The following is an 8865-nucleotide window of genomic DNA, read 5'->3' as shown; positions in this document are numbered from 1 at the left end:
TCATAAAACAAAAGAGTAATTGTGATTTAAATCACGAAAGCATTGCCAAATAAAACGGCAATGCTTTTTTATTCTATAAATGATTGCTTACTACTTCTACTGTATTCTGTTCTTCTGTTGAAATGTTTAAATCCAAATTTGAATTCGTAACAATCGTTTCTGTTGTATATGCAGCTTCATTCAATTGATGATCCATTTCCGTAAAATCTGGAACCTCTTTTTCGTGATTCATTCCAACACCTCCTAATAATAGCTTGCAATGAAAAGAAAATAATATTCAAGTATGTCTTGTTCATCAGTGTCTTGAATAAGCAAGACCTTAATGTCAAATTCTATAGAAAAGCATTACAAAAAGGAGGGAAGCGAAATGTTAAAGGATGAAGGTATGGAATGCCAGGATGAAAAAGATCTGCTACATCATTATTTCGCCGTACAAAGCGCCTATATTTCCGTTCAGGAGGAGGAAGAACGGATCCGAGAAGCAATTGAAGATAAAAGGAAAGAACCATTATGACTATTGAGTTGAGAAGAATGTTCTTCATTGTTACGATTCTGATGCTATGTTCAAGCCAGGTCTTCTATGCTCAGCCAGATGCACCACCGTACGCAAAGTGGGGACAATTAGCCGTAAAAACAGCAAAGAAAAAATATCCAAAAGCAGATATTGTCGATTATTTGCATATCGGCAGGGAGAACAAGGATCATTCATCTATAGAAAAATTTAAGCTTTGGCTGCGAGAAGGCGGCAAGGAATTCGGATTGTTTATTCATATTGAATTTGATCCAAAAAACGAGAGGGTTATTCATGTAAGTGTAAAAAAATCAACAACATAATGGAGAAGAGGTAATAAAAAAGCCAAAAACGTTTGAATAAAGTTTCAACGTTTTTGGCTTTTAGTTATGAAAAAGGGTTATGCCTTTGCAACATTAAAATACCTAGCCTCTGGATGAGCAAAAACAATGGCTGATACTGATGCTTCGGGCTCCATCATACAGCCTTCTGTCAGATTTACTCCAATGTCCTCTGGGCTGATTAATTTGAAAAGCTTTTGCTGATCTTCTAAATTAGGACAAGCTGGGTATCCAAATGAGAACCTTTGCCCTTGGTATTTAGCGGCAAAGCGATCCTTCATTGTCATATCAACTGGGTCAGGAAAACCCCAGCGGTCTCGAATTTGTCTGTGAACAAGTTCTGCGAACCCTTCAGCTGATTCTAATGCGAGTGATTGCAGGGCATGACATTCAAGGAACCTTCCTTGCTCCTTTAATTGATCGGCCACTTGCCTAATCCCTCTGCCCGCCGTAACTGTAAAGAAGGCGACATAATCCATCTGTCCGCTCTCTTTAGATTTTAAGAAGTCAGCTAAGCATAAATAAGGTTCAACCTCTTGTCTTGGGAATTCAAAGGTTTCAATAATTTCAGTTTGTTCCTCATTGTAAATGAGAACCTTATCTCCATCTGATTGTGCAGGGAAAAATTGATAGACAGCAGCTGGCGTAATCCACCCATTTGTTTTTGAATCATCAATTAATCCGTTCACCATTTCGTTCATTTTTACAGCCTTTTCATCACTTTCTGCTAAAAGTTTTTCTAATTTACCCTTTAAGCCCAGATGATGTCCAATTAACATTTGCTTATTTATATAAGGCTCGATATGTGAAATCGTAATGGAATTTAATATTTTTCTTTTTAAATCCTGTGGTGTAAAAACAGGTGCGTTTGTATTTAATGCTGGCCTTACTTTCACAGCTGTAGCGACAGCAATTGAACTTCTGTCAAACGGAACAGCGTTTTGAGCTGCTTCTTGCTTTTCTGCTTGTTCGCTTTTTAATTTTTCAAATTCAACTGGATCTTGCAGCTGGTTGGCGATGGAAAGGCCATTCATCGCATCCTTCGCATATAGAACAAGGCCATCATATTCCTTCGCGATTTTCGTATCTGTGAATTTGCGGGACAGAGCTGCCCCGCCAACAAGTATTGGAATATCAATGCCAGCCTGCTTTAAATCATGAGCAGTAAGGACCATCTGCTGTGCAGATTTCACAAGCAATCCTGATAAGCCAACCATATCTGGCTTTTCCTTCTTGATTGTTTCTACAAGCTCGGAAGGAGGGACCTTAATCCCAAGATCTACGACTTCAAATCCATTATTACTTAGGATGATATCGACTAAGTTCTTTCCGATATCATGGACATCTCCCTTAACCGTTGCTAAAACTATTTTTCCTTTATTCGCACTTGTATCATCCTTTTCCATATGAGGTTCAAGGAAAGAAACAGATGCCTTCATGACCTCCGCACTTTGCAGAACTTCCGCTACGATAAGCTGGTTATCATTAAATAGACGGCCAACTTCCTTCATCCCATCCATTAATGGCCCATTAATAATTTCAAGTGGGGCAGGGTAGGTGCGAAGAGCTTCTTCTAGATCAGGAATAAGACCTTCCTTTGTTCCTTCCACGACATAATAGGCTAGACGTTCTTCTAATGTCATATCAGGCATCATGCTTTTTTGTTCTTTTTTCTTATCACGGTAAAACTCTGTAAAAGCAGCAAGTGTTTCATCAGTTGTTTCAAATAATAATTTCTCAGCTAACTGAACTTCCTCTTTAGGGATGGAGGCAAATCTCTCAAGCTTTTCTGTATTAACGATTGCATAGTCGAGTCCCGCCTGTGTGCAATGATAAAGAAATACAGAATTCAATATTTCTCTGCCGACAGGAGGGAGACCAAAGGATACGTTACTAATTCCAAGAATTGTTTGGACCTCTGGCATTGCTTCTTTAATTAATCGAATTCCCTCAACAGTTGCTTTTGCACTTCCAATATATTGTGCATCACCTGTACCGACAGGGAAGACAAGAGGGTCAAAAATGATATCCTCTGGCTGGATGCCATATTTGCCTACTAGTAAATCATAGGAACGCTTGGCAATTTCCAGCTTCTTATCAGCTGTAACCCCCATGCCTTTTTCATCGATCGTCCCAACAACTACAGCGGAACCATATTTATGAACAAGCGGAGCGATTGCGGCAAATCTATCCTCGCCATCCTCAAGATTGATTGAATTTATTATGCCTTTCCCTTGTGAGTAGGTAAGGGCCTTCTCTATAACAAGGTCATCAGTTGAATCAATCACTAGAGGAGCTTTAACTTTCTTGACCAATTCTTTCATGAAGTTTTTCATATCTTCAATTTCTTCACGGTCTGGATCAGCAAGACAAACATCGATGACGTGAGCTCCGCCCTTAATTTGTGCTCTGGCAACCTCAGCAGCCTCTTCAAATTTTCCTTCCTTAATTAATCGCTTAAACTTTCGTGACCCAATAACATTCGTCCTTTCGCCAACCATAATAGGTCGAAGGGTAGGATCATCATAGATAAAAGGTTCGATTCCGGATACTTTATGGGTTGTGCTTTTTTCATAGCCTCGGGGCTGATATTTCGCCATTTCATCTGCAATTGCTTTAATATGGGCCGGAGTTGTTCCACAGCAGCCGCCAACAATATTCAGCCAGCCTTCAGACGCAAATCCGCCTAATTTCAAAGCAAGTGATTCAGGTGTTTCATGATATTGTCCTTCTTCATCAGGCAGCCCAGCGTTTGGATAACAGCTAACTGCTGATGAAGCAAGACCTGATAGGGAGCGGATATGGTCCTGCATAAACTCAGGACCAGTGGCACAGTTAAGGCCAACCGCTAACGGTTTCATGTGTTCTAATGAAATATAGAAAGCTTCAATTGACTGGCCGGCCAAAGTGGTACCCATTGGTTCAATCGTTCCCGAGATAATAAGGGGAAGCTTCTTGCCTGTTTTCTCAAATGCATTTTGAATGCCGATAAAACCAGCTTTTACATTCAGCATATCCTGACTCGTTTCAAGGAGAAGAAGATCCACTTGACCGTCAATTAATCCGATTGCCTGTTCTTCGTATGATTGTGTCAACGCTTCAAAAGTAGTTCCGCCAGTTACACTAAGTGTCTTAGTTGTAGGGCCCATAGCACCTGCGACAAATCGCGGCCATTGGGAGGTTGAAATCTGATCGACAGCTTTACGTGCAAGAAGGGCAGCTTTTTTATTAATTTCGTAGGCTTTATGACCTAAATCGTATTCATCTAGGACAATACTTGTTGCACCGAATGTGTTTGTTTCAACAATATCTGCTCCTGCTTTTAAATACTCCAGATGGATTTTTTTAATGACAGAAGGGGCAGTAATATTTAAATTTTCATTACAGCCATCATATTCCTCGCCTCCGAAATCATCGGGAGTTAAATTGGCATTCTGTAGCATTGTTCCCATAGCGCCATCCATAATGAGAATTTTACTCTTTAGCTGTTCAATTAATAGTGACTTCTGCATGTTGTTTCCTCCTTGCAATCTTGGCACTTGCTTCATGGGCATATGCTGATAATTCAACAGTTAACTCATATCGCATAAACGGAGTAATTAAATAGATTCCGTTAAATAATTCTGCGGCTGCATCAATGAGAGATTTAGTTATGGCAACCCCTTCACGCGCTGCATGAACTGGATCATCCTTACAATCAGCCATAATTTTCCGAATGGAATCTGATATTTTGATTCCCGGAACTTCATTATGAAGGAATTCTGCGTTTTTATGGCTGATTAATGGCATTAGGCCTATATATATCGGGTTTTTTAAATGCTTTACTGCTTGATGGACCTCGATCAATTTTTCCTCTGAAAAGACAGGCTGGCTAATAAAATAATCAGCACCAAATTCAATTTTCTTCTCCAGTCGCTGAACCGCCTTATCGACTGCTCTGACATTAGGATTAAAGGCGGCACCAATGGAAAAGGCAGCTTTTTCACCTAAATCCTTTCCTAAAATCGATAAGCCTTCATTCAACTGCTTAATCATCTGGATTAATTCAAATGATGACAAATCATAAACGGAAGATGCACCAGGAAAGTCTCCAACTCTTGCCGGATCACCTGTTACAGCTAATACATCATGTAAACCAAGGGTATGAAGCCCCATTAAATGAGACTGAAGGCCGATGATATTTCGGTCTCTGCATGTAATATGCACCAATGGCCTTACTCCAATTTCCTTTTTAACACGATAGCCGAGAGCAGAATTACATACTCTTGGAGAAGCCAATGAATTATCCGCTAACGTAATGGCATCAATGCCAACATCTTTCAAGGCTTTTGCACCCTCGAAAAATTTATTCGTATTTAATTTCTTAGGCGGGTCAAGCTCCACGATAATAGAAGATCTCTCCTTGACAATATCATGTAAAGGCGGATTTTCCCGAATGGCAGCAGGAGGGTTAGTTATTTTTATTTCACTGCGTTTTTTAATGGTTTTTTCTTTAATAGGCGGCATTCCTTTTAGTTCTGAAGCAAATGCCCGAATATGATCAGGAGTCGTCCCGCAGCAGCCTCCTAATAGTCTAATACCTTGATTTCGAAAATTACGTGCCGATTGTCTAAAGTATTCCGAATCTCCTTCATAATGAAATTTTCCATCTGTGTAGGCCGGTATGCTGGCATTTGGATAGGCAGATAGAAATGCATGCTTCGGCAACGGAACATTTTCCAATGTCAGAAGCATATGGTAGGGACCAAGCCGGCAATTCAATCCTACGACATCAGCACCTAAATATTCTAATCTTGAAAGTGCTTCAGAAACAGGAGTTTGGTCCTGCAAAATAGCAGCCTCATGAAGTGAAACCTGGGCAATGATCGGTAAATCTGTTTCTTTACGAGCAATGGCCAGCACATTTTCAAGTTCTTCAAGGTCATAATAAGTTTCTAGTAATATACTATCTACACCTTCAAGCAGAAGGCAATAGAGCTGCTCTCTAAAACTTCTTTTTATTTCCTCAAGAGCGACCATATTGGGCTTAATTCCTCTAATTCCGCCAATCGTTCCAGCTACATAAGTCTCCTTTTTCGCTGCTTTTCGCGCATTTCTAACTGCAAAGGTATTAAGTTCTTTTACACTATCCTCAAGCCCGTACCTTTGTAGCTTCAAATAATTGGCTGCATATGAATTGGTTTGAATCAAATCTGCTCCAGCATGGATATACGCCTCATGGATCTGCTGGATCTGTTCAGCATGGGTGAGATTTAAATTCTCAAAGCAGCTATCCGCCCCATACGAATAAAGAAGAGTTCCCATCGCACCATCAGCAATCACGATCTCATTTTTCAATTTCTCTAGGAAGCTCATTGTCATCCTCCTTAGTGCTAATCGATTTCTACGAGTGTTCCAGATTCAGCTAAAGCTAAAGTGATATCTTTTATAAGATCATCTGGATTTTCTAATCCAACTGAAAGTCTTAGCAAACCGCTTTTAATTCCTCTATATTCACGTTCAGCCTCAGGCATGGCAGCATGAGACATTTTAGCCGGGTAGGAGAGAATTGACTCTACAGCTCCTAAACTAACTGCGAAAACAGGGATTTTAACCTTAGAAACAAACTCTCTAACTGCCTGTTCATTTTCAAGCTCAAATGACAGAACAGCTCCTGGCCCATTTGCTTGATTTGCTTGGATTTGATATTGTTGATGTTCTTTAAATCCTGGGTAATATACTTCTTTAATAGCAGGATGCTCTTTTATAAATGAAGCAATTTTTCGTGCTGAATTCATTGATTGTTCTAATCTGACATGCAGAGTTTTAATCCCTCTTAAAACAAGCCAAGCATCTTGAACACCCAAGATAGCACCAAAAGAATTTTGTAAGAATCCTAGTTTTTTAGCGAGCTCAGCATCTTTCACTACAGCAAGGCCCGCAACGACATCACTATGTCCTGATAAAAATTTCGTTGCACTATGTAAAACGACATCCGCACCTAAAGAAAGCGGTTTTTGTAAGGCGGGTGTTAAAAATGTATTATCAACAAATGTTAAAGCCCCATTTTTTTTTGCCAAGTCAGCAATTGCTTTTATATCGGTCACTTTTAAGAGCGGATTAGAGGGGGTTTCCACGTAAAACACCTTTGTATTAGGTAAAATAGCTTTTTGAACTGCATCGAGGTCCGTCATATCAACAAACGAATGAGCAATTCCAAAACGGGTTAGTACTTGGGTGACAAAACGATAGGTGCCACCATAAACATCCTCCGTTATTAAAACGTGATCATCTTTTGATAACAGAAGAAAAGCGGTTGAAATTGCTGCCATTCCGGATGCGAATGCAAAACCATGCGTTCCTTCCTCTAGCTCAGCGATAACTGTTTCAAGAGCTTCACGTGTCGGGTTCAGACTTCTGCCGTAATCATATTTTCCAAATGTATCAAAGTCTGATTGATGAAAGGTGGAAGCATGGTTTATCGGTACACTTACAGCACCAGTTATTGGATCATACTTATGATGATTATGCAAAAGCTTCGTTTCAAAATTATAGTTAAGTTCATTACTCATAGTGTTACCCCCTCCAAAACCTTAGCGAAAGCCAATTCTAAATCTTGAATGATATCATCAGTATTTTCGATGCCCACGGAAAAACGCAATAATCGATTACAAACTCCGGTTTCAATTCGAATATGTTCAGGAATATCCGCATGAGTTTGGGTAGCAGGGTAGGTGATAAAGCTCTCTGCACCCCCAAGGCTTTCCGCAAATGAAATGAGGGAAAGACTTTGTAAAAACGGATTCACATAGGATTCGTCCTTAATCCGAAATGAAATCATTCCTCCGCGGCCAGGGTAAAGGACATCCGTTACTGCTTCATGATCAGATAAGTAATGAACTAGTTTTTGAGCATTCTTTTCATGTCGTTCCATCCGAAGTGAAAGAGTTTTCATTCCGCGAATAAGAAGCCATGAATCAAATGGGCTTAATACTCCGCCTGCTGCATTGTGGTACATAGCTAATGATTCGCATAACTCTTTTCCATTTGCAACAATTAATCCGGCTAGAACATCATTATGTCCGCCTAAATACTTCGTTGCACTATGGATCACAATGTCTGCACCAAGCTTAATTGGCTGCTGCAAAACAGGGGTATAAAAAGTGTTATCGACAATTAGCAAAAGCTGATGCTTTTTAGCGAATTCAGCAACTTCTTTAATATCTGTTTGCTCCATTAATGGGTTTGTAGGCGTTTCTATGAAAATTGCCTTTGTCTTTGCTGTGATTTCCTGTTCCAGACTCTCATCTGAAAAGTCCTTAATATATTTACAATTCAATCCCCATTTCTTATATCCTTGTTCGAATAAACGGTATGTACCGCCATATAGATCCTTAGAAACTATTAATTCATCGCCTGATTGGAAAATGGAGAGGACCGTAAGAATCGCAGCCATTCCTGAACTGCACGCATAGCCTTGATCTCCTTCTTCAAGCTCGGCAATTGCCTTTTCCAATATGGATCTTGTTGGATTTCCTGTTCGGATATAATCAAAACCAGTAGACTGTCCAATCCCTTCGTGTCGATAGGCTGTAGAAAAATAAACAGGGGGGGTTACAGTTCCAGTGACTGCTTCACTGCGATTACCAATTTGAGCAAGAATTGTGTCAGTTTTATACATTGTCAGCACTCCTTTTTGTCTTAAAACAATAAAAAAAGCCTTCTTAAGAAGAAGACTTTTCATTGTTTACATAGTCACTCTTCTTATCTTTCAAGTTTTTATAACAAAAAACTTGCAGGAATTAGCACCTTTTCAATCTAATTAGCGATTGATGGTTGCTGAGGCGTCTTCGGGCCTTACCCTCGACCTCTCTTGATAAGAAATCATTTTTAATTTTCATTAAGTTTACACTCTAACTTTCAGAAAAGTCAATCCTCTTTCATAAATAATTTATGATTTGAGTCACATGCAAGAAAGACCAGTATCATTGAAACCGCTTTCTTTCCTATTAAATCAAGCAATTAGCCTATATC

General features: G+C 39.6%; 7 protein-coding genes and 1 riboswitch. Of the genes, 2 read left to right on the top strand and 5 right to left on the bottom strand.

What is annotated here, in order from left to right; translation table 11 throughout:
- Positions 1 to 73: 73 nt before the first annotated feature.
- Entirely contained in the window at positions 74 to 232 is a 159-nt protein-coding gene (locus tag V7164_RS23330; protein WP_335347735.1) for a hypothetical protein, read from the bottom strand.
- A 135-nt stretch (positions 233 to 367) separates the two neighbouring features.
- On the opposite strand from V7164_RS23330, the gene V7164_RS23325 reads away from it, so the two are divergent.
- Both V7164_RS23325 and V7164_RS23320 read left to right on the top strand, forming a co-directional pair.
- Positions 368 to 514: a hypothetical protein gene (locus V7164_RS23325; RefSeq protein ID WP_335347736.1), complete on the top strand. Its 147-nt coding sequence runs from the start codon at positions 368 to 370 to the stop codon at positions 512 to 514.
- Entirely contained in the window at positions 511 to 834 is a 324-nt protein-coding gene (locus V7164_RS23320; protein ID WP_335347737.1) for a YqzG/YhdC family protein, read from the top strand. Before V7164_RS23325 ends, V7164_RS23320 begins: the two co-directional genes overlap by 4 nt.
- Before the next feature lie 77 nt (positions 835 to 911).
- Here the strand turns inward: V7164_RS23320 and metH are convergent, their stop codons facing one another.
- From metH to V7164_RS23300, 4 genes are read right to left on the bottom strand one after another with little or no spacing between them, the layout of a single operon-like run.
- Complete coding sequence (gene metH, locus V7164_RS23315) at positions 912 to 4364, bottom strand: methionine synthase (protein WP_335355380.1); 3453 nt, start codon at positions 4362 to 4364, stop codon at positions 912 to 914.
- Entirely contained in the window at positions 4342 to 6207 is a 1866-nt protein-coding gene (locus V7164_RS23310; protein ID WP_335355379.1) for a bifunctional homocysteine S-methyltransferase/methylenetetrahydrofolate reductase, read from the bottom strand. The genes metH and V7164_RS23310 overlap by 23 nt, the downstream gene beginning before the upstream one ends.
- 17 nt (positions 6208 to 6224) lie before the next feature.
- Entirely contained in the window at positions 6225 to 7403 is a 1179-nt protein-coding gene (metC, locus tag V7164_RS23305; protein ID WP_335355378.1) for a cystathionine beta-lyase, read from the bottom strand.
- Entirely contained in the window at positions 7400 to 8512 is a 1113-nt protein-coding gene (locus V7164_RS23300; protein ID WP_335355377.1) for a methionine biosynthesis PLP-dependent protein, read from the bottom strand. Before V7164_RS23300 ends, metC begins: the two co-directional genes overlap by 4 nt.
- 80 nt (positions 8513 to 8592) lie before the next feature.
- A riboswitch (SAM riboswitch) is annotated at positions 8593 to 8714 on the bottom strand.
- Positions 8715 to 8865 lie beyond the last annotated feature (151 nt).

Origin of the sequence: Bacillus sp. JJ1474 (assembly GCF_036965225.1) — a bacterium.
In the GTDB taxonomy this organism is placed as follows: Bacteria; Bacillota; Bacilli; order Bacillales; family Cytobacillaceae; genus Cytobacillus.
This window is presented reverse-complemented; position numbering and strand designations above follow the sequence as displayed.

What these genes read in the sequence shown, in the direction of transcription:
- V7164_RS23330 (WP_335347735.1), bottom strand. Translation starts at nt 232, where the DNA reads ATGAATCACGAAAAAGAGGTTCCAGATTTTACGGAAATGGATCATCAA.
- V7164_RS23325 (WP_335347736.1), top strand. Translation starts at nt 368, where the DNA reads ATGTTAAAGGATGAAGGTATGGAATGCCAGGATGAAAAAGATCTGCTA.
- metH (WP_335355380.1), bottom strand. Translation starts at nt 4,364, where the DNA reads ATGCAGAAGTCACTATTAATTGAACAGCTAAAGAGTAAAATTCTCATT.
- V7164_RS23320 (WP_335347737.1), top strand. Translation starts at nt 511, where the DNA reads ATGACTATTGAGTTGAGAAGAATGTTCTTCATTGTTACGATTCTGATG.
- V7164_RS23310 (WP_335355379.1), bottom strand. Translation starts at nt 6,207, where the DNA reads ATGAGCTTCCTAGAGAAATTGAAAAATGAGATCGTGATTGCTGATGGT.
- metC (WP_335355378.1), bottom strand. Translation starts at nt 7,403, where the DNA reads ATGAGTAATGAACTTAACTATAATTTTGAAACGAAGCTTTTGCATAAT.
- V7164_RS23300 (WP_335355377.1), bottom strand. Translation starts at nt 8,512, where the DNA reads ATGTATAAAACTGACACAATTCTTGCTCAAATTGGTAATCGCAGTGAA.